The 1405-nt window shown below is 52.7% G+C and carries 1 rRNA gene; it reads left to right on the top strand.

The features are described from left to right. Window positions 1-1365: ribosomal RNA gene (locus PLX19_RS25895) — 23S ribosomal RNA — on the top strand; the annotation flags it as partial. Window positions 1366-1405 lie beyond the last annotated feature (40 nt).

Genomic DNA, 1405 nt, shown 5'->3' with positions numbered 1-1405 from the left:
GAAGGCTGAGCTGTGATGGGGAAGCTCCTTATGGAGCGAAGTCTTTGATTCCCCGCTGCCAAGAAAAGCTTCTAGCGAGATAAAAGGTGCCTGTACCGCAAACCGACACAGGTAGGCGAGGAGAGAATCCTAAGGTGTGCGAGAGAACTCTGGTTAAGGAACTCGGCAAAATGACCCCGTAACTTCGGGAGAAGGGGTGCTTTCTTAACGGAAAGCCGCAGTGAATAGGCCCAAGCGACTGTTTAGCAAAAACACAGGTCTCTGCGAAGCCGTAAGGCGAAGTATAGGGGCTGACACCTGCCCGGTGCTGGAAGGTTAAGGAGAGGGGTTAGCGCAAGCGAAGCTCTGAACTGAAGCCCCAGTAAACGGCGGCCGTAACTATAACGGTCCTAAGGTAGCGAAATTCCTTGTCGGGTAAGTTCCGACCCGCACGAAAGGTGTAACGATTTGGGCACTGTCTCAACCAGAGACTCGGTGAAATTATAGTACCTGTGAAGATGCAGGTTACCCGCGACAGGACGGAAAGACCCCGTGGAGCTTTACTGTAGCCTGATATTGAATTTTGGTACAGCTTGTACAGGATAGGCGGGAGCCTTTGAAGCCGGAGCGCTAGCTTCGGTGGAGGCGCTGGTGGGATACCGCCCTGGCTGTATTGAAATTCTAACCTACGGGTCTTATCGACCCGGGAGACAGTGTCAGGTGGGCAGTTTGACTGGGGCGGTCGCCTCCTAAAAAGTAACGGAGGCGCCCAAAGGTTCCCTCAGAATGGTTGGAAATCATTCGTAGAGTGCAAAGGCATAAGGGAGCTTGACTGCGAGACCTACAAGTCGAGCAGGGACGAAAGTCGGGCTTAGTGATCCGGTGGTTCCGCATGGAAGGGCCATCGCTCAACGGATAAAAGCTACCCCGGGGATAACAGGCTTATCTCCCCCAAGAGTCCACATCGACGGGGAGGTTTGGCACCTCGATGTCGGCTCATCGCATCCTGGGGCTGTAGTCGGTCCCAAGGGTTGGGCTGTTCGCCCATTAAAGCGGTACGCGAGCTGGGTTCAGAACGTCGTGAGACAGTTCGGTCCCTATCCGTCGTGGGCGTAGGAAATTTGAGAGGAGCTGTCCTTAGTACGAGAGGACCGGGATGGACGCACCGCTGGTGTACCAGTTGTTCTGCCAAGGGCATAGCTGGGTAGCTATGTGCGGAAGGGATAAGTGCTGAAAGCATCTAAGCATGAAGCCCCCCTCAAGATGAGATTTCCCATAGCGTTAAGCTAGTAAGATCCCTGAAAGATGATCAGGTTGATAGGTTCGAGGTGGAAGCGTGGTGACACGTGGAGCTGACGAATACTAATAGATCGAGGACTTAACCATATAATATGAAGCAAATGTTATCTAGTTTTGAAGGAATATA

This window comes from Bacillus sp. BP-3, from assembly GCF_028401955.1.
Classification (GTDB): Bacteria; Bacillota; Bacilli; order Bacillales; family Bacillaceae_G; genus Bacillus_A.
The sequence above is the reverse complement of the archived record's forward strand: the minus strand, read 5'-3'. Positions and strand labels throughout refer to the sequence as shown.